This window comes from Pontibacter anaerobius, assembly GCF_026241195.1.
Classification (GTDB): Bacteria; Bacteroidota; Bacteroidia; order Cytophagales; family Hymenobacteraceae; genus Pontibacter; species Pontibacter anaerobius.
The window spans coordinates 99,964-124,244 of the sequence record NZ_JAPFQO010000010.1 but is presented as its reverse complement, the minus strand read 5'-3'; the positions used below and the strand labels follow the sequence as shown (position 1 = coordinate 124,244).

13 protein-coding genes are annotated in these 24,281 nt (G+C 46.9%); 5 read left to right on the top strand and 8 right to left on the bottom strand.

The window, feature by feature from the left end; translation table 11 throughout:
• Position 1: 1 nt before the first annotated feature.
• From mnmH to OO017_RS15330, 5 genes are all read left to right on the top strand, one after another.
• The gene (mnmH, locus tag OO017_RS15350) at positions 2-1,027 is read left to right on the top strand and encodes a tRNA 2-selenouridine(34) synthase MnmH (protein ID WP_266053491.1); all 1,026 of its coding nucleotides are present in this window, start codon (positions 2-4) and stop codon (positions 1,025-1,027) included.
• A 1-nt stretch (position 1,028) separates the two neighbouring features.
• A complete protein-coding gene (selD, locus tag OO017_RS15345; protein ID WP_266053490.1) occupies positions 1,029-2,081 on the top strand; it encodes a selenide, water dikinase SelD in 1,053 nt (350 codons plus the stop codon).
• A gap of 1 nt (position 2,082) precedes the next feature.
• On the top strand, positions 2,083-2,568 hold the full coding sequence (locus OO017_RS15340) for a hypothetical protein (protein ID WP_266053489.1): 486 nt from the start codon (positions 2,083-2,085) through the stop codon (positions 2,566-2,568).
• A 246-nt stretch (positions 2,569-2,814) separates the two neighbouring features.
• On the top strand, positions 2,815-3,585 hold the full coding sequence (locus tag OO017_RS15335) for an alpha/beta fold hydrolase (protein WP_266053487.1): 771 nt from the start codon (positions 2,815-2,817) through the stop codon (positions 3,583-3,585).
• 220 nt (positions 3,586-3,805) lie between these two features.
• Positions 3,806-4,522: an SAM-dependent methyltransferase gene (locus OO017_RS15330; protein WP_266053486.1), complete on the top strand. Its 717-nt coding sequence runs from the start codon at positions 3,806-3,808 to the stop codon at positions 4,520-4,522.
• Positions 4,523-4,525: 3 nt separating this feature from the next.
• Here OO017_RS15330 and OO017_RS15325 read toward each other — a convergent pair whose 3' ends face one another.
• The 8 genes from OO017_RS15325 to OO017_RS15290 form a co-directional block, all read right to left on the bottom strand.
• A complete protein-coding gene (locus OO017_RS15325; protein WP_266053485.1) occupies positions 4,526-5,563 on the bottom strand; it encodes a DUF4249 domain-containing protein in 1,038 nt (345 codons plus the stop codon).
• A 6-nt stretch (positions 5,564-5,569) separates the two neighbouring features.
• Positions 5,570-7,825, bottom strand: a complete 2,256-nt coding sequence (locus tag OO017_RS15320) for a TonB-dependent receptor (protein WP_266053484.1) — start codon at positions 7,823-7,825, stop codon at positions 5,570-5,572.
• 313 nt (positions 7,826-8,138) lie between these two features.
• Positions 8,139-9,608 carry a SusD/RagB family nutrient-binding outer membrane lipoprotein gene (locus OO017_RS15315; RefSeq protein ID WP_266053483.1) on the bottom strand — a complete coding sequence of 490 codons (1,470 nt, stop codon included), beginning with the start codon at positions 9,606-9,608 and terminating at the stop codon, positions 8,139-8,141.
• Between the two features lie 21 nt (positions 9,609-9,629).
• Positions 9,630-12,836 (bottom strand): SusC/RagA family TonB-linked outer membrane protein, encoded by a 3,207-nt coding sequence (locus OO017_RS15310; protein WP_266053481.1) that lies wholly within the window; start codon positions 12,834-12,836, stop codon positions 9,630-9,632.
• 770 nt (positions 12,837-13,606) lie between these two features.
• A complete protein-coding gene (locus OO017_RS15305; protein ID WP_266053480.1) occupies positions 13,607-15,130 on the bottom strand; it encodes a SusD/RagB family nutrient-binding outer membrane lipoprotein in 1,524 nt (507 codons plus the stop codon).
• A gap of 28 nt (positions 15,131-15,158) precedes the next feature.
• Positions 15,159-18,365 carry a SusC/RagA family TonB-linked outer membrane protein gene (locus OO017_RS15300; RefSeq protein WP_266053479.1) on the bottom strand — a complete coding sequence of 1,069 codons (3,207 nt, stop codon included), beginning with the start codon at positions 18,363-18,365 and terminating at the stop codon, positions 15,159-15,161.
• Positions 18,366-19,269: 904 nt separating this feature from the next.
• Complete coding sequence (locus OO017_RS15295) at positions 19,270-20,706, bottom strand: SusD/RagB family nutrient-binding outer membrane lipoprotein (RefSeq protein WP_266053478.1); 1,437 nt, start codon at positions 20,704-20,706, stop codon at positions 19,270-19,272.
• A gap of 12 nt (positions 20,707-20,718) precedes the next feature.
• Complete coding sequence (locus tag OO017_RS15290; RefSeq protein WP_266053477.1) at positions 20,719-23,931, bottom strand: SusC/RagA family TonB-linked outer membrane protein; 3,213 nt, start codon at positions 23,929-23,931, stop codon at positions 20,719-20,721.
• Between the last annotated feature and the right edge of the window lie 350 nt (positions 23,932-24,281).

Genomic DNA, 24,281 nt, shown 5'->3' with positions numbered 1-24,281 from the left:
CATGAACAGCATTACCATAGAAGAATTTCTGCGGAAAGCGGAACAGTTGCCCGTGCTGGATGTGCGCGCACCCAAAGAGTACGAGGTGGGCCATATTCCATCGGCACAGTCTTTTCCTATTTTTGATGATGCCGAACGCGCCGTGGTAGGCACAGCCTACAAGCAGCAGGGCCACGACCCGGCTGTGCTGCTGGGCCTCGACCTGTTCGGGCCTAAAATGTCACGGTTTGTAAAGGAGGCGGAGAAGTATGCAAAGAATAAGGAACTGCTGGTGCACTGCTGGCGCGGCGGTATGCGCAGCGGAGCCATGGCCTGGCTGCTGAGCTTCTCGGGCTATAAGGTACACCTGCTGAAGGGCGGCTACAAAGCCTACCGCCGCCTGATGCACACACAGTTCGAAAAGCCACGCAAGCTGCTTGTACTTGGCGGCCTGACCGGCAGCGGCAAAACCGACATCCTGCCTTACCTGCAACAGTTAGGCCAGCAAGCCATAGACCTGGAGGGCCTGGCCAACCACAAAGGATCGGCCTTCGGAAGTATAGGCATGCCGCCGCAACCGAGCACCGAGCATTTTGAGAACCTGCTGGGCACAGAACTGCTAAAACAGAACGAGGAGCAACCGCTGTGGCTAGAGGATGAAAGTATAAGTATAGGCAGAGTGCAGATGCCTAAACCACTCTTCGACCAGATGCAGACCGCAACAACCATTGTCTTGCATATGCCCAAACACCTGCGCGTGCAGAAGCTGGCGCACGAGTACTGCCGCACCGACAAAAGTATACTGGAGGCGTCTATCCTGAGAATAAAAAAACGCTTGGGCGGGCTTGCCACCAAAGAAGCGCTGGCCGCCATTGAGGCCGGCGACATGGAAAAGATGGTAGAGATCGCCCTCACTTACTACGACAAAGCCTACTCCTACGAACTGGCCCGCAAGCAGCAGGTGCTGCCGCTGGAGCTGACAAGTATAAACCCTGAAGAAAACGCTGCGCAGGTGCTGCAGCTTGCCAAACAATATAACTTGCTTTAACATGGACGCGACATCCACCGAAAGTATAAAACTTACCCAATACAGCCACGGCGCCGGCTGCGGCTGCAAGATTTCCCCTAAGGTGCTCGATTCTATCCTGCACTCTGATATCACTTACCCTGAAGACAAGAACCTGCTGGTGGGCAACAGCTCTCGCGACGATGCCGCCGTGTACGACATTGGCAATGGCCGCGCCGTGATCAGCACCACCGACTTTTTTATGCCGATTGTGGATGACGCCTACGACTTTGGCAGAATCGCCTCGGCCAACGCCATTTCGGATGTGTACGCCATGGGCGGCACCCCCATGATGGCGATAGCCGTGCTGGGCTGGCCCATAGATAAACTGGCCCCGGAAGTAGCCAAGCGCGTGATCGAGGGTAGCCGCAGCATCTGCCACGAAGCGGGCATACCTTTGGCCGGCGGCCACAGCATCGACAGCCCCGAGCCGATCTTCGGACTTGCCGTAACGGGCATGGTAGATATTAAGAACCTGAAGCAGAACAACACCGCCACCGCCGGCTGCGAGCTATACTTAACCAAGCCGCTGGGCGTGGGCATACTTTCCACGGCGCAGAAAAAGGCCATACTTAAACCCGAGCACGCGCACCTGGCGCCGCAGCAGATGATGCAGCTGAATAAGATCGGTGCTGAGCTGGGACAACTACCGCAGGTAAAAGCCATGACCGACGTAACCGGTTTCGGGTTGATGGGCCACCTATCTGAGATGTGCGAGGGCAGCAACCTGAGCGCAGAAGTATACTTTGATAAAGTCCCGCTTTTGCCGGAGGCGCTGGAGTACCTGGCGCAGAAAGCCGTACCGGGCGGCACACTCCGTAACTTCGACAGCTACGGCCACAAACTCGCCGACCTCACCCCGGACCAGAAACACCTGCTCTGCGACCCGCAAACCAGCGGCGGCCTGCTTGTAGCCGTTGACCCGGCTGGCAGCGAGGAAGTGCTGGCGATCTTTGAGAAGTATAACCTGCAGCTGGAGCCGCTGGGCGTGCTGAAGGAACGGGAGAATGGGGAGAAGCTGATAAAGGTGGTGTAACATGGACTCGAAGTATACTTTCCAAACCGAGCTGTTTGGGGTTAATGATAGTGGAATACACTTACTTAGAAGCGGATACAACTATAAATCCTTCCCTTACACAGAGATTGAGTCTGTAGAGTTTAGAAGAGGCAAGGTAATTAAGAACTGGCTTTTCCTACTTTTATTTGGGGTGGGTTGCATTCTGTTTTCTGGCTATTACGCTTTTGTAATCTTTGATTTTTTTACTTCTGAGGAAGGCGGAAAAATTTATATCGAAGAAATTGTGGTTCCCCTATTCCCAGCACTTGCTGGTGTAGCTTCGCTTTGGATGGCTTTGAAAACTGCTGAAGTAACAATTGTAAGAACTGTTAAGAAGAAGTTATTGCTTGATTTAACTGATTTGGTAAAAAAGGATGAGGCTAAGGCTTTTTCTGTTTATTTCATCCAGCATGTCGGAAATGAAAAGATTGTTTATAGTACCGATTTAAATTTCAAGACTGCCTAAATCTCGCTGTTGCAGGTTTGTAACCCGACTGGGCCAGAGGCCCAAGCTATAGCCAGTCATAAGGATAGAGTTTTCCAGAGTGGTTGAGGCGGGTGTAGCAACACTTAACCTCCCCCCTACCAAGAGCTTTACAAGATGACAAATGGAAGGGACGTATAGTTATTACTTTCTGTCTTTAGCCTGAGTTAACCAACTTAACTCATACTTCCGTAAGCTTAACCTAATAATCGTTAACTGATAATTGACATGAAACTACACTATAAGGAAATGGGCCATGGCCAGCCGCTGCTGATTCTGCACGGTTTGTTTGGCACATTGGATAACTGGGCCACGCTGGCCAAACGATTGGCCGAGCACTACAACGTGTTCCTGGTGGACCTGCGCAACCACGGCCGCTCCCCGCACAGCGAGCAGCACGACTACGACGCCATGGCCGACGATGTGCTGCGCCTGGTGGATGACCTGCAGATACCGACTCCGGCCATTATGGGCCACTCGATGGGCGGTAAAGTTGCCATGAAGTATGCGCTGAAGTACCCGACCCGCCTTACCAGGCTGATTGTGGTAGATATCGCTCCAAAGGCCTACCCGCCGCACCACGACGAGATCATAGACGCGCTGCAGTCCGTTGACCTGAACACGGCCACCAGCCGCAGCGAGATAGATGCGCAGCTGGCCAAAAGCATCAGCGACGAGGATGTGCGCCTGTTCCTGATGAAGAACCTGTACCGCAAGGAAAACAACACCTTTGGCTGGCGCATGAACCTGGATGCACTGGAGAAGAATTACGACAAGATTGCTGCTGCCATCACCGCAGACGTGCCTTTCAAGAAGCACGCCCTGTTCATTAAAGGCGGCAGATCCGGCTACATCAAGCAAGAGGACATCTACAGCAACATAGAGCACCTCTTTACCTTGGTGGAGGTAGAAACCATACCAGAGGCAGGCCACTGGGTACACGCCGAAGCCCCGAACAAAGTATACGACCTGGTTACCACCTTTCTGGAAGTCGACTAAGAATCAGGATTTGCAGGAATACAGGATTTACATAATAGGTATGAAATACCTAAAACCCATATCAAAGTCTTCGCCCTGATTATACTTTAGAAGCTCATCCTGTCAATCCCTTAATCCTGTAAATCCTGATTCTGACAAACTGCCACCGCCCTAAGCCGTGGCAGTTTTCGTTTATACTTTGCAGGCATGGTTCCATTGATTAAACAGTTAACTTTGCAGCATGAAGAAAACCGGCACTTTATACTTGATCCCCACTGTTCTGGCAGAAAATACACAAGACCAGGTTATCTCGCCGCAGGTAAAGGAAACGGTGCAGCACCTGACCTACTTTATAGTGGAGAACCTACGCACGGCCCGCCGCTACGTGAAGAGCATTTGCCCGGAGCTGGTGATTGAGCAACTGAAGTTTGTGCAGGTGGATAAGGATGCCTCCCCGGCGCAGGTACAGGCTTCCCTTAAGCCGCTGCTGGAGCAAGGCATCGATGCCGGCATTATCTCGGAAGCGGGCTGCCCCGGCGTGGCCGACCCCGGCGCGGAGGTGGTAAAGTATGCCCACCAGAAAAATATAAAAGTGGTTCCTTTCGCGGGCCCATCGGCCATACTGCTGAGCCTGATGGCCAGCGGCTTTAACGGGCAGCAGTTCTGCTTCCACGGCTATCTCCCCATCGAGAAGCGCGACAGGCTGCAGGCGCTGCGCCAGCTCGAGAAGGAGATGCAGCAACGCAACCAGACGCAGATCTTCATGGAGACGCCCTACCGCAACAACAAGCTGCTCGAAGACCTGCTCGCCACTCTGCACCCCGACACCAGGCTCTGCATCGCCGCCAACATCACCTCGCCGGAGCACGAGTTCATCCAGACCAAAAGTATAAGCCAGTGGCGCGGCAAGCTGCCCGATATCCACAAGCAGCCGGCGGTGTTTCTGATTTACAAGTAAGTTTTACCAGTCTGACGGAAAAGAAGCGGTTGAACCTGTCAATTCCCGACAATCATCCGGGAACTGCCAGGGCAGAAAACCATGGTTTACCTCCTCTCGGAGCACAGTGATCTCTTTTTCCGTAACAGCCGAGACACCAAAAAAGCCGAGGACCTGTTCATTCTCATTGCGTGCGTTATACATGTTGCCAACTACCTGAGCCGGTGGCGGATCAAAAACGGTACCGGTAGATTCTTTCTGCTGCTCCAAAATGCGGTAGAAGTTATACGCCTCTTCGGTCACAGCGTACTGGAACACCTTCAGCTTATGCTTTACCCCAAAATACCTGTGAAAGGGCATAAACAGCACCTCCTGGTTATTAACCTTGTTGCCATCTGTTAACCGGTCATCTACTACTTTAAACTTGTCCAGCTTTTCAGTAATCAGGCACTTGGCGCAACAGTCTTTGGGAGCAGGCTTACCATCATCGTTAATATAATACCAAGGCTGTGTGGATACTTCGTAATTTACCACAAAAGACCATCTCATAAAATTTCGCTCGCCCGCAGGATCCTGGTAATCAACCAGCACTCTATATCCTGGGTAGCGCACCTTCTCCTTGTCTCCTTTAAAAGCAAACATCTGTTCATCCATCTCCAGGTTTATCTTCTCTACAGGAATGGGTTGTGGCATAGTTATCCACGGAGACAGATATAAAGAGTCACCGATGGCTACATGGAGCATGTACTTCTTGCCCGGCTCCCCGAATGCAGCGGCACCAGCAACAGGGTAGTAGCGCGATGTAACAGAATCGTATAAAAAATCATACTTGGCAGCTCCATCACCGCTAGTGATATACACTGTGGCTAATGTATCATACTCCATATAAGCATCGCCATACGGCTTAGAGTATGACAGCTTTACATAATTGTGTTCCGGGTTGTTTGTAAAGCTGCCTTCTATTACCAGGTGCTTTTGCTGATTCTTGTGCTCAAAATCTAATGGGTCTATACAGCTTGCCAACAGGAGCAGGAGCAGAAAGGGGATAATTACTTTCAGCATATTCAATTAAAACTTTGCATTGAAGTTAACAGAAGGGATAGGCACACCAATTACCGATAGCTTATATGCGCCCGGAGGAGCGCCGTAGAAATGCTGGTACAAAGTGGAGTAGGCATTTTTTCTGGCGTACAGGTTGTAGATGGAAAAGCCCCAGGTATACTCTACCTTCTCCCTCACTAACGGCTCTCGGTTAAAAGATAAATCCAGGCGGTGGTAATCCGGCATACGACTTTGGTTGCGCCCAACATAGTTAGCAAATATCTGGTCATAGTACCTGTACCAGGTATCTGACGCGGTTATTGGCCGGCCGGTGCTATAGGTAAAGTTTGCGGAAACGTTCCAATTGAGCCAGGTCTTATGATTTACAAACACGGTAAGGCTGACCGGCTTATCATAATTAGATGGATACCATTGCCCATTGTTGATTGTTTCTTCCGCAGTTGCACCAACTATCTTCCTGAGGGCTTGTGAACCTGTCATACTTATCCATCCCGTTAAACGGCCATGATTTTTCTTTAAAAACCACTCAGAACCATAAGCATATCCTTCTCCAAACAACAAATCAGCATTCAGGTTGGGATTGAGCAACAAAACAGCCCCATCCTTATAGTCTATCTGGTTATAAAGATTTTTAAAGTATACCTCCCAACTAAACTCGTAGAGATTATCTGGATGCAGGTAAAAGTACCCAAAGGACACCTGGTCAGCTATCTGTGGTTTTATGTACCTGTTCGACAGCTTCCAGATGTCTACCGGAGTAATAGCGGCTGTATTGGATATCAGCTGTATATACTGCCTGGCACGGCTAAGCCCAGCTTTTAAAGATGCATTTTCTGAAACAGAGTATTTAACGGACAAGCGTGGTTCAACTCCCTGGTAAGTTTGCTCTATACTGCCTTCACTAACATATACAGTATCCTGAATATTCTTTTCGGTTTTTGGCAAGTCTTTCCTATAAAGGTAAATCTCGGAAGGGCCTACCTTGGTGAAGTGGGAGTAACGCAGCCCAACTGAAAAGGAGAACTTATTATTAACCTTGATCTCGTCGTTTACAAATGCGGCGGCTTCATACCCTTTATCGACATTCATGGTGCGCCTGCTTAGGCTGGAGGTTCCATAGGGCACCAAGTCTCCCGGCTGAATAGCGTATGCAGATGCCTCGCCCCCGAAGTCCAGCTGGTGGTTCTTATTCCCGAAATATCCAAAACTCACTTTCAACTGCGTCAGGTCAATATCTGAGTTCAGCTTAAACTCCTCCCCGGTTGCAATGCCTTCTACGGTGTTTTTATAGATACTTTTTACCAGCGTGGCCGTTCCTGTGAAATTATTGTTAAACAGATGGTTCCACCGTAGGGTGCCCAAGGTATTTGTCCAGCTGTAAGTAGTGTCGTAGGGGAATTTAAACCCGTCTTCGCTTCGGTACCCCGAGAAGCTCATGCTGTTTTTCTCGTTCAGCTGATATTTCAGCTTAAGGTTTCCGTCATAAAAAAAACCAGAGCTTTTATTGACGTTTTCGCTCCGGAAGAGCTTCATTATATAATCGGGGTATGCTCCCCGGAAAGCTACAAGCATAGTGACTTTGTCAGACAGCGGGCCATCCATACTTAGCTTGGCCGTAACAGGCGTTATGCCTACCTCATACTTCATGCTATCCGTGTTGCCATCCCGCAGGTTTACATCAAGTATAGAAGAGATTCTTCCGCCGTAAGTAGCGGAAGTTCCGCTGCGGTGCAAGGCAAAACTTTTCAAAATATCTGGGTTGTAAACCGAATAGAAACCGAAAAGGTGGTTGGAATTAAACAGGGGTGCCCCATCCATCAAAACCAAATTCTGATCGGTACTGCCGCCGCGCACATAAAAGCCTGATGTACCCTCCCCCGCGTTCACTACTCCCGGAAGCGCCGATACAGCCCTAACAACATCAGCCTCTCCTAGCAGTTTGGGCATACGCGTAAGTAGCTTCTGGTCCATGTGGCTGCTCCCCATGTGCACAGAGTTAATATCAATAACGGAGTTGGTGGAAATTTCTACCTGTTTTAAGCTAACATTCTGCTGACCAAGTCTTAACACAATATCTTTGTTACTATCCAGCACCACGGTTTCTTGTAAGGGAGCCATGCCTATATATTGACAAACTATCTTATAAGTCCCTTTATCCAGCTTAGTACTGAAGCGTCCCTGTTTATTAGTTAGTACGCCTATTTCTCCTGGAGAAATAACCACGAAAGCACCCTCTAGCTTTTCGCCTGAAGCATTAACCACAATACCCGACAGCTTATACTGCTTGTTTTCAGTTTTTTGTGCAAATGCAAACTGAGTGAACAATAAAAGAAATATAAAAAGCTTATAGGAGACTTGTAACACAGGATACGATGTTTGTTATATATTTTCTTTTAAATATATAAATTAAAGTTTGTTTTAGAAGCATTTCCTTGAAGCTTTCAGGCAATGGCTTAGCTTACTAACTGTATTGATAAAAACAAAAAGCCCCCGGAAACCGGGGGCTTTTGCTGATTGAAGAAGACTATTTTTTTATAGTTTCTCACTTTAACACAATCTTTTTAATAAGCTGCTGCTATTCCACATCCCACCATATTCTGCTGTAGTTATCATCCGGGCCTTGGCGCGAGATTACAGCATCATAATTTTCCTCGTTAAGGGCACGTGCGTTAGATGGATAGCCCATACGGCGTGGTATACCCCGTGTATCAACAGCATCAGGAGCAGGCGACAGATTCGGATAACCTGTTCTTCTCCAGTCAGTCCATGACTCAAAGCCATTCAGGTACTGGTGCACCCACTTCTGTGTGATAATTTTCTCCAGACCGGCATCACCTGGCACATATACAATAGCTGGGTCAGTGATAAACTGAAGGTACTCAGCATCATCATATACACCCCAGAATTCCCAGGAAGCCTTGATCGCGTCATAATAATGATCGGCCGCCGCTGTAGCACCTGGTATCGCAATGCCTCTGTTTACGGCTTCAGCTTTAGCAAACTGTACCTGAGCGTAAGTAAAGATAGGAATCTCTGTGCCTGCAGCCTGCAGCGCAGGGCCTATACGGCTGTAGATACCCGGAATGTTCTTTGCAGCGGAGCTACCATATGGCAGGGTTTTAATGTCGGTTCCGTTCAACGTCTCTGCGTATACAAATACGCGAGGATCCTCGGTTTCTAACATGTAGTCACCAAGCGTGGTGCTTATGGCATAGTCATTCCGGTTGTCGTTGGAGTAGTTTTCGTACCATGGGTTCCAGTTATTTGGGTCACCGCCGATAAACTTAAACGTAACGTCCTGGCTAGTATTCTCAATAACACCATCGTTTATAGCAGAGATCATCTCCGCTTCAGCCTTAGCCCTGTCTACTTCCAGCAGGCGCAGCGACATGTACAGGCGTGCCGTGTTGGCAAATTTCTTCCAGGCAGCCATGTCGCCACCAAGCAGAATGTCGCCAGTTACACCAGCCTCATTTACGTTGATCATATCCTGTGCTTCCTTCAACTCCTTAAATAGGTCTGCATATATGTCTTCCTGCTTATCAAAGCTTGGCTGAAGCACTTCGTTACCCTTCAGGGCATCAAAGTATGGAATATCACCATACGTGTCTGTCAGGAACCAGAAGTAGTAGGCCTTTAGGATACGGGCCACTGCTAACTGGTTGTTTTTAGAGCCATTGCCCAGGTCAGCCAATGGGCTGTCTTCGTTGTTCAGGTTAATAATGGTCTGCAGGTTGTACAGCGGACCAGTATACCATGCCGTCCAGGACAAGTTCCTGGTAGAGTACAGCGACGAAGCAGGGTACGGGCCTTCAGACAGGTACTGCGAGAAGAAATTGTAGTGTACAGTAGAATAGCCACCTACGTTACGGATTGGCGTGTTCCAAACTGTAAAAGGCAACTGCTGCAGCGAGAATGTAAGCAAAGTGCGTGTAGGCGCCTCTTCTACCCTTCTTGGGTCTACGTTTGTGTCATCAAAGTCGCCCGGGTCGCAGGCGACCATTGCAAACAGCACGGCGATAAAAAGTATGAATTTATTTTTCATGATGATTCTAATCTTTAAGAATTATAATCTTACTCTCAGGTTCAGACCTGTAGTACGCGTAGATGGCAGCTGACCACCTTCGTACCACGTGTTCTCCAGTTCTGACGGATCAATGCCGAACTCTTTAGCAGGAGCGCTGATCAGCCAGGCGTTGCTCACGATCACACCAATGTTAGCGCTCTTAACCAGGTTGCCGAAGATTGAAGTCGGAAGCTCATAACCCAGGCGCACTTCGCGCAGTTTCAGGTAAGAGCGGTCAATTACGTTAGAGTTGATGTTATCGCGCTGCATCGCAGTGTAGAAGTAGTTTCTAGCTGGGATGTAAGTAGTGTTCGGGCTTCCGTCTTCATACACACCTGGTATTAGAATACCACCACCTGCCGACGGGAAATCTCTCCAGTCGTTGCCTTTGTCGTTTACGCCTACAGTGTTCTCATGCAAACCTGCGCCGTAGCCATACATTTTGGTAAGAGAATGGAACAGGCCACCTTTCTGGAAGTCGATTGAGAAAGCAAGGTTAAAACCTTTATAAGTAAAGCTATTGAAGAAACCACCTGTGAAATCTGGCTGGATAGTTCCGCGCTCCTTGTTGATCTCATACAGCGGCAAGCCGTTTGAGCCAACAATCACACGGCCTTGCTCATCGCGTTTCCACATACGGCCTACCAACATACCCCACTCTTGCCCTACGCGGTGCTCCAGGCGAGTATCGTTACGCTGAACGTCAGCCAGGTAGTTGTTCAGTCCGTCTGCAAGCTCTACAATCTCAGAGCGGTTTCTACCAAAGTTGAGTGTAAAGTCCCAGGTAAAGTCCCCGCTGATAGGCGTAGCCGTTAAAGCAGCTTCTATACCCGTACGCTGGATTTTACCTGCGTTAATCTGGTAAGTGTTGAAGCCTGTGGCCGGGTCAACATTGAGGCTAAGTATCTGGTTCTCGTTAGCATCATTGTAGTATGTAAACTCAAGACCTACCTTGTTAAAGAATCGCAGGTCTGTTCCAACTTCCCATGATGTTGTAAGGGCCGGCTCGATTTTTCCGGTTCTGAACTCATTGCCAATCTCTGCCGATGCATTAGATCCGTACAGAGGTACGTTGTCGATAACTGTTTTTACCTGGAATGCATCAAGGTCGTCGCCTACCTGCGCCCACGAAGCACGCAGCTTACCAGATGTAAGTATGTTTGTAAAGCTGTTATCACCCATTAACTCGGTGAACACAAAGCTACCGCCAATAGATGGATACAGGAAGGAGTTATTATCCTCTGGCAAAGTGGAAGACCAGTCATTGCGCAGCGTTGCATCTATAAACAGAACACTCTTATAACCTAAAGACGCTCTTCCGTATAAGCTGCGAACATCCTGCTTCAGGTAGTCACGCTCCACAAGCGGGCGGGCAACAGATGCAGAAATATCAAAGAAGTTAGGGAATGAAAGGCCACCTTGTGTGGTTTCTTCTAACTGGTTAAGCGAGTTTCTACGGATATTACCACCAACTAAACCATCTACCGAGATGTCACCAAAAACACGCTTGTAAGTAACGTTAGTTTCGTAGTTCATCTCACGGCGTCTGTTCTGCCAGATGCTGTATTCATCCGTGTTCAAGCCGCCGGAAGCAATACGGAAGTCACCTTCTGCACTTCGCTGGCTCATACGAGCATAAGACTGCCATGACATGTGCTCATTGATCTTATAAGATAAACCTAAGTTACCCACCAGGCGATCTGAGCTGCTGATGCCATAGTTCTCGTTGATCACAAAGTATGGAGAATCCCAGTATTGAGGAGCCAGGTACAGAGACGGGTCTCCGGTACCATTAGGGTCGCCAATGTTCCAGGACTGTAGAGAGCCATCCGCGTTGCGGTAGTTTTTCAGCCTGTCGAAGTTCAACTGGCGCTGGAACCACTGGTTAAAGTTCTGTGTAACGTTCAAACCATCCAAGCGGTAACCTTCCTGAGGCTGGCCTTCAGTGTTGTTGTTCGTGTATGCAAAATCAGCAGTAGCAGTAATTCTCTTTGTGATATCCAGTGAAGAGTTTACACCAACCTGGTGCTGGCTGCGTTTTGCATTCGGGATGATCAGTGTGCGCTCCTGGTTAGCATAAGTCAGGCGGTATAAGAAGTTATCGCCGCCGCCGCTAATGCCGATACTGTTATTGAAGTTTTTACCTGTTTGGTAGAAGTTCTTCACGTTATCAGGCTGAGGGTCAAGTGTAGTAAGCTTACCGAAGTCCTCGCCTGGATACCATGACCAATATGGTCTGTACTGCTGTCCTTCCATTTTAGGGCCCCAACTTTCGTCAGCACCATAGTCCAGAATGCGCTGGCCATCAAAAGCAGCCCAATTCTCAGGGTGTGTTCCTGGCTTATACTTAAAGATGTAAAAGCCATCCGCATCATACGTAGAGCCTGGCGTTCTGGCATTGGAAGTATAACCTGCTGCATAGCTATCCTGGTAAGGCATCATGATTGCCGGGTTCTCAAATGCTGCTGATAGGTTCAGGTCAACACTAGTCTCGCCACGCTTTCCTTTTTTGCTTGTAATAATTACCACGCCGTTCGCAGCGCGGTTACCATAGAGGGCTGTAGCAGCCGCACCTTTTAGGACAGAGATGCTCTCCACGTTATCCATAATTACGCTGTTCTGGTCTGTTACTGTACCATCTACAATGTAAATAGGGTTATTAGTGGTAGATGCTGTCGCACCCAGGCCATTTGCACCACGGATCACAATGTTACCGTTGTCGAAAGATGAGCTAGGGGAACCCTGAATCTGAATACCTGGCACTTTACCTACCAGGGCTGTGCTCACGTCGTTAGACTTGGCATAAGTAAGGTTATCTCCGTTTACGGCGCCTACTGAGTATGGCAGAGTTTCTTTCTCTCGTGTGTAACCAAGGGCAGTTACTACGACTTCGTCCAGTTGTTCCGTGTCTGCCGTCAGAGTCACGTTGATCTGGCTTTCGTTACCTACGGTTCGTTCTACTGCCTGGTAACCTATGAATCGGTATACCAGCACATTCTTATCTGTGGGCAGATTAATGCTGTAGGTACCATCTACGGACGTGGCTGTGCCTGTAGTAGTACCCTTCACAAGAACCGCAACACCAGGAAGTGCCTGTCCGGTAGCGGCATCTGTTACCCTACCGCTAATGGTTTTTCCCTGGGCCATGGCCTGCTGCTGGAGCAGGGCTGCCATCAGGAAAAAAAACAAGAGTAGCTTTTTTTTCATTGTGTGTTGTTTTAGGTGATGGTTAAGGTTTAGTATTAGCAATCATAAGTATGATTCGAACAAGTATTAGTTTTCATGCCTATTACAAGGCAGAATAAACCCAAAGCTCCTCACTCAACACCACAATAGCTTTAGCGGGTCTAGTATGCTTATTGGCTTTGCATTCATCAGGAACTTTCATCCCACTTTTATAAATGCGACCCTAAATTATATTCACTAAAATTTAATATTCTCACACTTTCTTCTTCAGAAGAAAGCCACAGCAGGAAAAGGAAATAAGCATGGTTACATCTTCAACATGTCCATTGCTCGCCTTCCTTTTCATTGTCAGGACTGGCCAACTATCACACTAAAAACCAAAGAAGTAACACACTATAAATAGCCAGTATTATTAAGTAATACCTTTATATCTATTATCGCAGAGCTAAATATATGAATTTTCAACAGCAAACAATGAAGTAACATCGTTTTTTATTTCTCTGCATAAAACACAAAATAATGTTAAAACATCTTTATATAAACTCCCTATTTCCTATCGAAGAGAGCTAGCATGCTATAAATGTGGACTGTCTTGATTATGGGTGTGAGTACAGTTGCATATTTGCGTATCGAGACAAATTGTAGATGTACTCATGCTTGTTTGAAAATCCTAAAAAATCTGTAAACTCATTATAAAAAGAAAAGGCCCCCGGAAACCGAGGGCCTTTGTCCAATGAAGAAGACTACTACCTAGTATTCTAATCTATCTACTTTATTAATCATTGTCATATTTACTTAACATCCCACCAAGCTTTAGCGCCTTTGCTATTCGTTCCGAATACAGCAACTGCATCTTTGTAGTTCTCACTGTTTAGTGAGCCTTCAATTACCGGGTAAGACATTCTGAAAGGCACTGTAGTTACCTCTGGGTCAAGTGAGCCATCCGCAGGCAGCGCAAAAATTTCTTCATCCGTGTAAGGATCTTCGAAATCCAGTCTAAGCCTTTCGAACCAAGCCTGGATGCCCTGACCATACATAGCAATCCATTTCTGAGAGCCAATAGCATCAAGTGCTGTCTCAAGGTTTGTAGCTACATAAGGCACATTTGCAAGGTATGCAACATAATCAGCATTGCTTAAGCCAGCAAAATCGAAAGAAGCTTTAATACCATTTGCATAGTGCTCAGCAGCTGTTCCTTCCAAACCAACAGATAGGTTTCTGGCGGCAATCTCAGCCAACATAAACTCTACCTCTGCATAGTCAAGGATTGTAGTAGGGGCTGTAGCACCAATCAGGTAATCGCTTGGCAAGCTTACAACTTTCGAGTCGCCGTTTGATGTACCGCTGCTGCCATCAAGACCATAAACCTCACCTACATACTGCTTGTTACCAGCAGCATCCAATATGGCAGTACCTTTGTTGTTCAAAGGATCTGCATAAACGGCAAGTCTTGGGTCATTATACTTTTTCAAGTATTCAACTAATGGCTCAGATACAGCAAAGTCAACACGTGTCTTATATGCCTGGTTCAACGGATTGTTGTTTGGTGCACCAGATAACCAAGTGAACATTGCATTATCAGCATTGCTGGAAATAAGGCCTCCATTAGCAGGATCAAGTGACTTTTGAATAGCAGTCACAGCATCCGCCTGGTTCACATCGATCATACGAAGTGCGATTCTTAAGCGAAGCGAGTTCGCGAATTTCTTCCACTTCGCTACGTTACCACCATAAATTACATCGCCAGACGAGAATCCTGGTTTAGAAGCATCAAGTATCGCTATCTGAGCCTCAAGCGTGCTAAGAAGTCCTTTGTATACTTCTGGTCCTTTATCGTAAACTGGCGTAGCGATCTCATCATTAATGGCTTCCGTATATGGAATTGGACCGCCATAGATATCAGACAGATAATGGAAAGTTAAAACTTTCATGATCTCGGCGATGGCTACTCTATTCTCATAGCCAACTACCTGCTTCTCCATCTCAATTTTCTGTGCCTCAACAAGCTCTCTTAGCACATTCGCATAGAAATCGTTCCACATTGTGTTGTTAGAACCTTCACGAATCTGGTAGCGGCTTTCGTCAGCGTAATAGGTAGATGCCCAGTACTGAGAGTAATACATACCCATACGACCGTTATTCCAGGCATCACCGATATTAGTTGCAAAGTTATACTGTGCAGTTGCCAGAAGCTGAGCCGATGTAGCCGTTCCCGGCTGGTTCGGGTTTACGTTCATTTCCTCAAAGCCGTCTGTACAAGAGGCTGTGAGTGAAACAAATGCTGCACCTAACAATATTTTCTTATATAATTTCATATTGATAAATCTTATTAAGTATGTGAGATTACAGTCCTAGTGATAGCGTAACACCATAAGAGCGAACCGATGGAAGAGCACCACCCTCTATACCCTGAATATTAGTGATAGAGTTTGTAATGTTAGATGGGTCGATATGATCAGAATTAGAGCTGATCAGCCACAGGTTTCTACCTACAAAAGCTACCTTAACATTGCTGAATGGAGTCTTGTTAACCAATGCGCTTGGCAGTGCATAACCAAGAGACATTTCGCGCAGGTAGATATAGCTTGCGTCTACGATATCAGCAGCACCAATTCTGTAACCTCCATTGTAGAAGAAGTAGTTTTCTGGTACAACCACTTTCGCGTTCTGGCTGCCGTCAGCTAGTACTCCAGGCGTAACCATACCTTCTTCTCTGATGTCGCCTTCAGCAGTTCCTTCTAATATACCAGAGTAGTTACCCCACATCTGAGTAGTTGAGAAGAAATCGCCACCTTTCTGGAAATCCACAAGGGCAGACAGGGAAACTCCTTTATAACGGAATGTATTGGTTACACCACCAGTAAAGTCTGGCAATACAGAACCAATTACTTTCTGCTCGCTTGATCTCAGATAGTAACCGTTAGCACCGACAACTTTGTTACCATTGTCATCATAAACGTAGTCATAACCTACAATAGAACCGAACGACTCACCTTCACGTGCCTCAAGACGAACTGCGAATGGAGCATTCACAAGAACGATTGTTTTCTGCTCATCTGTCAGCTTAACGATCTCATTTTCGTTCTTAGCCCAGTTCACATTCACATCCCAAGAGAAGTCGTTAGTTCTGATTGGAGTACCGTACACGTTAAGTTCAACACCTTTGTTCTCAATAAGACCAGCGTTGATATACTTGAATGTATGACCTGTTGCGGCAGAACGGCTGATAGCCAGGATCTGGTTCTCAGTCTGTCTGTTGTAGTAAGAGAAGTTAGTACCTAATCTGTCATCAAACAATCTGAACTCTGCACCTACTTCGTACTCAGTCGTAATCTCTGGCTTAAGCTCATTGTTAGGAAGCGTGTTAGGCACAGAAACTCTTGATGTAGAACCGAATGGCTGGTTCAGGCTGTAAGAAAGAAGCGTGTTGTAAGGATCTGTATCGTTACCTACTTTCGCAATGCCAGCGCGTAACTTAGCCATATTTAGCCAAGAAGCACCAATCAGATCTGTAAAGAGATAAGATGCAGAAGCTGCTGGGTAGAAATATGAGTTCGCATCAGCTGGCAATGTAGAAGACCAGTCGTTACGAGCAGTTAAGTCTAAGAATAGAATATCATTGTAACCTAATGAAGCGCTACCGAACACAGAGTTGATCTGCTTCTCAGATTTGAAGTCAGTTACTCTTGGGTTTCCTACAGAAGCACCCAAGTTATATACTGATGAGCTCAGACCGTCAACAGTTGTACCAAAAAGTGTAGAGCGGTTCTGCTTCATTCTGTTGGCACCAACAAAAGCGTTTAATGAGAAGGTTTCGCTAAGGTCCTTGTTAAAGTTAACTACACCCTGCAAGTTGTTCTCCATGAAGTTGATCTTGTACAGGCTGTAAGACGGGATAGACTGTGAGCCGATAGCAATACGCTCTTCCTGCGTCTCAGAATAAGTGTCAGTAGAGCTTCTTACATCAATGCTGATGTTGTCCGTCAGCTTATAATTTGCTGAAACGTTACCGAATACACGGTTTCTACCATCGTTCTGATAGCTCATGTAACGGATCCAGTAAGGGTTGTCCGTATACTTTGGCTTAGGGTTATCCCATGCAGTACGGTTCCAGGTTAACTGTGTACCATCAGGCAGCATGTAGTTCTTTGCACGATCAATGTCTAGCTGGCGCTGACCCCACTGCGTAAACTGCAGCATTAGGTTATTACCGTCATAACCTGTACCCGGACGGCCAACAGCCTCGTGTGTTACATAGTTAATGTTAGTAGAAACAGAAAGTCTATCTGAAAGATTTAATGCACCAGTGAAACCTAGATTATGACGCTTAAGCTCTGAATTAGGCAGAATAAAATTCTGATCAATATTAGAGTAAGACAAACGGAAAGAACCTTTTTCGTTTGCACCATCAAAAGCGATAGAGTTTGTTAACGTTTTACCAGTTTCAAAGAAGTTTCTAATGTTATCTGGCTGAGCTTCCCATTTAGCTAATTCGCCAAAATTAGGGTTGCCGCTGTCTTTATCCCAGCTCCAGTAAGGGCGGTATAGTTGTCCTTCATACTGAGGGCCCCAAGACTCATCCACGTCGTAATCTGGCACCAGATCATAGCTACCTTTACCATCATTGTCGTTGTAAGCACCATCTCTTCCATCAGGGAATGCCTCTGGGTTTTCGTCCTTATAAACCTTAGTAAAGCCGAAACCGCCACCATACTTATTCTGGTAGTTTGGCAGTTTGTATACGCGATCCATGGTATAGCCTAAGGTGTAATTTACACCGATACCATCCTTCTTAGAACCTTTTTTAGTAGTAATTACAATTACACCGTTAGCACCACGGCTACCATAAAGTGCAGTTGCAGCAGCTCCTTTTAGTACAGTAACTTCAGCAATATCATTCGGGTTGATATCCTGTATAGGGCTACCATAGTCGTAACCACCGCCACCACGCTGCTGATTAACTGAGTTAGAGTTAGAGTTAGAGATTGGAACTCCGTCTACTACGAACAGGGCGTTGTTGTCACCATTAATTGAGCTTACACCACGCATCGTAACTTTAGCAGAGCCACCCATTGCACCAGAGTTGTTACCAACCTGAACACCGGCTACTCTACCAGAGAGTGAGTTAACAACGTTTGTCTCACGCACTTGGCTTAGCTCGTCGCCGCCTACTTTTTGCGCAGAATAACCAATAGATTTTTCCTCTCTAGCAATACCTAAAGCAGTTACAACAACCTCGCTCAGTTGCTGCGTGTTAATTGGAAGCGCCACATTTACTGTGTTGTCAGAACCGATGCTACGCTCTACCGTCTGATAACCAATAAAACTGAAAACAAGCGTATTGCTTCCTTCAGGCGCATTAATAGAATAGCTACCGTCTGCTGATGTAGCAGTACCGACAGTAGTGCCTTTTACCAGGACGGTAACGCCTGGCAACGGCTGGCTAGTAGCAGCATCTGTCACTTTACCAGTGATGGCCCTTACCTGTGCCATGGCCTGGTGCAACAGGGCCGTCACAAGCAAGAGACTCAAGAATAGAATTTTCTTCATTGTGTTTTAGTTTAAAGTGAGAGTTAAAAAATAATAATTATCAAAAATTAAGGACAAGCCTTAATGGGAACTCAAAAATTTGTCAGAAGTATAACTACACGCCGGGTATAAAATACCCCAAGGCTTTAGCAGCAATTCAGCAGCTTCTGTAACTACACAAAACACCTTAACCCGACATAGCTTTATGCGGGGAAGTATAGCACCTTAATGGTGCGTGAGCAACTATGAAACTCTTATTTTATTTGAAGGAGGATGTAGAAAGCACCAAGCAGGCCCCTTAGAAAAGAGTAAAGAATTAACCATATATTGTTTGTTTAAGGTGAGATACAGTTCAACAAGTTTATTGAAAACCGGCCGTATTAACAAATGATTAAATATTTTTTTGCCTTTCCGCAATTCTGTTTCAAAACATCAGTTCCAGGGTTTTGCGCCATAAACAACTGATTAGCAATGCAATTACTCAATCATACTCAAACCTCAGAAAACCAAGCTATAGAAAAGTATTTTTCGCTAATCATTTCCTAAATCTGCCTATTGCTTTAGCCTTATCTGAGCATCCTCCATGCTTGTGCTTAATTTTCCAGCGGTTAATCTACGTAATTACCATCACTTAAAACAATTTTTTTATAAAATTATTCATATATGTAGTTTTTGAGAGTAATTGAGCAACTTCAATAAACATTTTTGTTATATCACCTGTCTCACTTTATCTGTAGCAGCAAACACCCAACACACAGTGTGCGACACGCAACGAATTGGCTGCACTACAATTAAGATTCCCGCTATAACACCTTAGCAACTGCGTTTCAAATACCATCACAAACAAAAGGCCCCCGGAAACCGGGGGCCTTTGCCCAATGAAGAAGACTACTACCTAGTATTTTGGTTTAACTTAACATTCTGTCTACTGCACATCCCAGAAGAGACGTGTAGAACTTTCGTCGCCGCCAATGGCTGAAGCAGCCGCAGCGCGGTTGGCAGGGTTCAGGGTCTGCTCATTAATAGGGTAGATCATACGGGTTGGTATGGTTAAGGTACCCGCCCCCTCTACAGCTGGTGGCTGCAGATCTGGCGCGTCTAACCTTCTCCACGATAGCCACGCTTCATACCCGCGGTTGTACAGCGCGATCCATTTCTGAAGTCCGATCTTTTGTTTCCAATCGCCAGAGGCTGTTGTATAGTTCACATCCGGCTGAGCCAGATAGGCATTCGCTTCAGCTTCTGTAGCGCCCCAATAGGTAATAGAAGCTGTAACTCCCGCATTGTAATGCTCTTCGGCGGTGCCTTCCACACTATAGCCCCTTTCAACCGCCTCTGCCAGCAGAAACTCTACTTCTGCGTAATCCATTAGCAAGGCCTCGAACGTAGGGTCTGCCACTTTCTCGCTCACTGTTGAGAAATTAGAATAGGTATTTGGGAAACCATACTCCCCACCAATAAACTCCCCATCAACATCAGAAAAATAATATGGCCTTCTGGGGTCGTCTAACTCATTCATAACATCAACCAGCGTATTGGCGGCTACATAATCTTCCCTGCTTGATAAAGGGCCTTTGACGTTAGAGGAAATCGGGTTATTGTTTGGTGGTGCACCCAAATATGGGAAAGACGCATTGTCTTCATTGCTGGTAAACACATTAGGCGCAGCCGCTTCTACAATCGACTGGGCCTGACCTGGATCAACATCGGCCAGCACCAAACCCAACCTTAACTTCAAAGAGTTGCCAAACTTCACCCACTGCCCCATATCTCCTTCATACAACACATCTCCATCTACAAATCCTGGGGTAGCAGGATCAATAAGCCCCAAGGCCATATCAAGACGAGAAAGGATATCATTGTAGATGGTACGCGCATCATCATAAACCGGCAATGAATTTGTAGGTTCAAGCGCCTCTGAGTAAGGCACATCCCCGAAAGTAGTTACCAGCACCGACCAGGCGTATACTTCCATGATCTCAATCTGGGCCAGCTGGTTATTTTTCTCAGCTTCAGGAGTAAATTCGTCTTCGTTTACCAACCTCTTGGATTCTTTCAGATCTGCCAGCACATCCCGGTAAAGCGTTTGCCACATATTCTGCGGGATAAGACGAGACGTCATGTTATACCTTGGTTCATCCAGGTATTGGGTTGATGTCCAGTGCTGCACGTAAAACCTATAGTTATTGATGTTAACGTTTGGCGTAGTTAAGACATCCGACAGGTTCTTCACCGCGTTCGTGAACAAGGTGGCAGGCGGAGCCTCCGATGCCCTCTTAGGATCGACATTATAATCATCCAGACTATCCACGCATGATGATACGATCATCAGCGAGAACAAGCATATTAGTATCTTTTTCATCTCCTCTGACTATTAAAAGTTTAATCTCACATTAAATCCATAAGTTTTTACAGCCGGGTAGGCACCACTCTGATAGCCCCTGGCCGCATTTCCAGAGCTTAAGCCCTCTTCAGGGTCAGAGTACTTCATGTTCTTATGGATGATCCATAGGTTACGGCCTATCAGTTGCACATCAACGCCTTTGATAAAGCCGACACGCTCGACAAGCGTCTCCGGCAGCGCGTATGTCAGGGCAACCTCTCTCAGCTTCACGAAACTGCCATCAAACACGTACCATGCTCTTGGAGCGCCCGCGTAGTTATTGGCCGCATAGCCAAAAGGTGTTAAACCGTCGCCGTTCTGATTTTCTGCATAGATGTCGTTAGGCGTACCGTCCTCTTTAACGCCTGACAATAGTATACCGCCGCCTTCCGCAACCGGGAGTCGGGTTGGGTTACCTTTATCGTTCAGGCCAGCAGTGTGGGGATATAAACCGGTTGCCTCGCCATACCATTGATCCAGCGAGAAAATATCGCCGCCTTGCCGTATATCTATCAGGAATGCAAGGGTAAGGCCTTTATAAGACAGCGAGTTGTTTACCCCGCCCAGCCAATCCGGGTTAGGATCGCCGATGATAAGGTCAGCTTCGGGAGAAACCAGGTAGTAACCGTCGGAGTTAACTGTTCTCTGCCCGTTGGTGTACACAAAGTCGTTGCCCCTGATAACACCATAAGGTTCCCCTACCGCAGCGTTGAGAGAAACACCACCCTGGAAAGACGCGATCGGAAGGTTCTGCACATCCTGGTACAGACTCAGCACCTCGTTTCTGTTGCGCGAGAAGTTCAGGTTCATGGTCCAGCTGAAATCCCCGCCTTGGAAAGGTGTAACAAACGCAGTAACCTCTATACCTTTGTTTTCTACTTCACCGGCATTCACAAACCTGCTGGTGTAGCCACTCGCAGAAGAAGTGGTAACAGGTATGATCTGATCTTCTGTATTCGATTTATACCAGGTAAAATCAAACCCGAACAAGCTGTTAAAGAACTCTGCTTCTATACCTGCCTCAAAGCTTTTCTGTCGCTCAGGCTTTAGCTCCTGGTTATTTTTGGTATTTGGCAGAGAGAAGAGTGGGATGGAGCCAAAGCCCGTTGGTTTTGTATAGACATCAAATATACTTAGAGGCGGAGCGTCATTACCAACTTCTGCATAGTTCACCCTAACCTTACCATGGTTCATCCATTCCATATCTATCACATTGGAGAAGACAAAGTTGGCAGCCGCAGCAGGGTAAAAGTAGGTGTTATCGTCTTCTGGCAGAGTAGTAGATTTATCCCGACGTCCTGAAAGCTCCAGGAACGCCATCTCTTTGTACCCGAAGTTGGCATTGGCGAAGATACCATCAACCCCTCTGCGCCATTCATCTTCAACCGGAGGCTCCACAGGGCTGACTGAATTTGACAGCGAGTATAACCCCGGCACCACAAGGCCACCGTTGGTGGATGCCCTGACAGCGTTTGAGCGCTCCCGGCGCAGGTTGGAGCCTAGCAAACCGTTAAAGCTGATATCCTCCGTAATGTCTTTGTTGAAGTTTAATATCAGGTCATAGTTCGACTCGTTAAAGTCTCTGTTAAACCTGGTATAGTCACTCACGTCTGCACTACCTACAGCCACACGCTCTTCCTGAAAATCATTGGTTGTGTTAAAGGCTGCCCTACCCATAAGGCTAAACCAATCGGTAAACTTATAGTTAGCCATTGCATAACCAAAGAAGTTATCCCTGCTGTCGTTGGAGTAGTTCTGGAATCTTGTCCAGTAAGGGTTATCTGAGTAGATAGGGCCTGTGTTTGAGCTGTTCCAGTTCCAGGTTACGTTTTGGTTATTTCTTTTATAGGCCTCTTCCTGCTCTTTGATGTCCACGTTGGTTTGCCACCACTGCCTGAACTGCTGGTTTGGGTTACGGCCGTTGTAACCAGTGCCATACCTGCCCACGCCTTCTATGCGGGAGTAGTTACCGGAAGCGCTTACTGTTAACTTCTCGGTCGCATCATAGGATCCGTTAAAGTTCAGCAGGTTCTTATCAATCGTACTGTTCGGCAGGTTGCCCTTTATATCGTTGCGGGTATAGCCTAAGTTAAAGGTAGTTTTATCTCCGCCGCCGCTTACCACTATACTTTGGTTAGAGTTAACCCCTGTTTCATAAAAGGTGCTGGGGTCGTTGTCGGCAGCCACCCAAGGCCTGGTTTCGCCAAAGTTGGGGGAGAAGGGGTCGATGGCATCCCAATGGTAAACCTGCAGGTTTGGGTCAAACCGCGGGCCATAAGAAGCATCATCCTGGAACCTTACTACCGGTGCTACGCCGCTACCTAAATCCCGCGGGGTGCGAAAGCCCTGGAAGTAGCCGCCACCGTACTCTTTCTGGTACCTGATAAAGGTGCTCTCATCTATCTGGCTCCAGGTAACGCCACTGTTTATGGTCACATTCAGGGCATTCTTCATACCCTTTTTAGTGGTGATCATGATCACACCGTTTGCAGCGCGCGAGCCGTACAGCGCTGTTGCCGCCGCACCCTTCAACACGTTCACCGATTCGATGTTATCGGGGTTAAGGTCGGCTGCGGCATTACCGAAGTCTGTACCTACCCTTCCTGTCCGCTGGTCTGCCGTGTTATTGTTTTCGTTACTTACCGGCACACCGTCAATCACAAACAGCGCCTGGTTATTGCCGGTAATGGAGGAGTAACCCCGGATGACTACGTTGGTAGAACCACCCATGGTATTGTTGCTCCTGATATCCAGACCAGCCACCTTACCCGACAGCGTGTTTACGAAATCGCTGCTTCGGGTACGGGTAATCTGGTCGCCGCTAACTTCCTGGGCAGAGTAAGCCAGTTCGTTCCGGGTTCTTTCTATGCCCAAGGCAGTTACCACAACTTCTTCCAGTTGTTCCGTGTCTGTAGCCAACGCCACATCAATTGTGTTGGCATCTCCGATGGCCCGTTCTACAGATTGATATCCTATAAAACGAAACACCAGCGTGTTGCTTCCTTCGGGTACATTAACAGAATAATCTCCATTAACCCCGGTTGTTGTACCAACGGTGGTACCCTTCACAATAACAGCAACACCTGGCAATGGCTGGCTGGTAGCAGCGTCCGTTACCGTACCAGTGATGGTCCTTACCTGTGCCATGGCCGAGTGTAACACGGCCGCCACAAGCAAGAGACTCAGTAATAGAATTTTCTTCATTGTGTTTTATTTAAAGTGGGAGTTTAACTTTTTTGAATAATTGGTAATCAAAAGAAATACACAAGTCTGAAGAGCAGTGATAACTGTAAAGCGCTGAGCTGAGAAAGCTCGTTTAGGCAAGGTGCGGTACTACTGAAAAGCCACGTTAGCAGCTGTGGCAGCAGCCAAATACTGTTTTCTTTATTGAGGCTTAAACCAAGAGCTACTCTACTCTGGCTTTGCAACTTATACTTTTGATGATTATCACCAGCATTAAAGATCAGGAGGGAATGACCGGTGCTCTGGCACTAGTTTAGGAAGTAAATAATCTTTCATAGAACATTGGTTTAGGTAGAACAGAATTTATCAGT

What these genes read in the sequence shown, in the direction of transcription:
- selD (WP_266053490.1), top strand. Translation starts at nt 1,029, where the DNA reads ATGGACGCGACATCCACCGAAAGTATAAAACTTACCCAATACAGCCAC.
- OO017_RS15300 (WP_266053479.1), bottom strand. Translation starts at nt 18,365, where the DNA reads ATGAAGAAAATTCTATTCTTGAGTCTCTTGCTTGTGACGGCCCTGTTG.
- OO017_RS15295 (WP_266053478.1), bottom strand. Translation starts at nt 20,706, where the DNA reads ATGAAAAAGATACTAATATGCTTGTTCTCGCTGATGATCGTATCATCA.
- OO017_RS15290 (WP_266053477.1), bottom strand. Translation starts at nt 23,931, where the DNA reads ATGAAGAAAATTCTATTACTGAGTCTCTTGCTTGTGGCGGCCGTGTTA.
- OO017_RS15340 (WP_266053489.1), top strand. Translation starts at nt 2,083, where the DNA reads ATGGACTCGAAGTATACTTTCCAAACCGAGCTGTTTGGGGTTAATGAT.
- OO017_RS15305 (WP_266053480.1), bottom strand. Translation starts at nt 15,130, where the DNA reads ATGAAATTATATAAGAAAATATTGTTAGGTGCAGCATTTGTTTCACTC.
- OO017_RS15325 (WP_266053485.1), bottom strand. Translation starts at nt 5,563, where the DNA reads ATGCTGAAAGTAATTATCCCCTTTCTGCTCCTGCTCCTGTTGGCAAGC.
- OO017_RS15310 (WP_266053481.1), bottom strand. Translation starts at nt 12,836, where the DNA reads ATGAAAAAAAAGCTACTCTTGTTTTTTTTCCTGATGGCAGCCCTGCTC.
- OO017_RS15330 (WP_266053486.1), top strand. Translation starts at nt 3,806, where the DNA reads ATGAAGAAAACCGGCACTTTATACTTGATCCCCACTGTTCTGGCAGAA.
- OO017_RS15335 (WP_266053487.1), top strand. Translation starts at nt 2,815, where the DNA reads ATGAAACTACACTATAAGGAAATGGGCCATGGCCAGCCGCTGCTGATT.
- mnmH (WP_266053491.1), top strand. Translation starts at nt 2, where the DNA reads ATGAACAGCATTACCATAGAAGAATTTCTGCGGAAAGCGGAACAGTTG.
- OO017_RS15315 (WP_266053483.1), bottom strand. Translation starts at nt 9,608, where the DNA reads ATGAAAAATAAATTCATACTTTTTATCGCCGTGCTGTTTGCAATGGTC.